Origin of the sequence: Acinetobacter sp. B51(2017) (genome assembly GCF_003711395.1) — a bacterium.
Classification (GTDB): domain Bacteria; phylum Pseudomonadota; class Gammaproteobacteria; order Pseudomonadales; family Moraxellaceae; genus Acinetobacter.
Genome location: NZ_PJRJ01000098.1, coordinates 1 through 465 on the forward strand (window position 1 = coordinate 1; position 465 = coordinate 465).

Below are 465 nucleotides of genomic sequence, written 5' to 3' on the forward strand. Positions count from 1 at the left end.
CGTAAACCGAATCTTTTCCGTCTATTTCGATAGCGTTCACTTAATATTCTAAATGTTTTCAATTGACTATTGATGTGTTCGATCACAACTCGTATTTTTCCAATCAGTTTATTGTACTTTTTCTCAACACTAAATAACGGGAAATTCTTCTTTTTCTTTATGGGCATCAATAATTTAAAGCCATCTTGCTCTAATCCGTAGTACCCTAAATCGGTCACAACATATTCACAATGCTTAAATTTCTTAACCGTTTCTCTTGCCAGTTTAATATCATGCTGACCGCCATTCGATATATCTAGCCCTATGATTTGTTTACTCTTCGGATGATAGATCACTTGGGCCTTTAGCGTATGTTTCTTCTTTTTACCACTGTAGAACTTACTCTGATTTTTTTTTCGGGCGTTCGATTGAACATTCTGTCGCATCAATAATGACCCAGTTAAAGTGTTCTTCTGCTGTGGTTAT

The 465-nt window shown here is 35.5% G+C and carries 1 pseudogene; it reads right to left on the reverse strand.

Annotated features, from left to right (window positions below):
- Nucleotides 1-465, reverse strand: a pseudogene (locus CYK47_RS15310) (transposase); the annotation flags it as partial.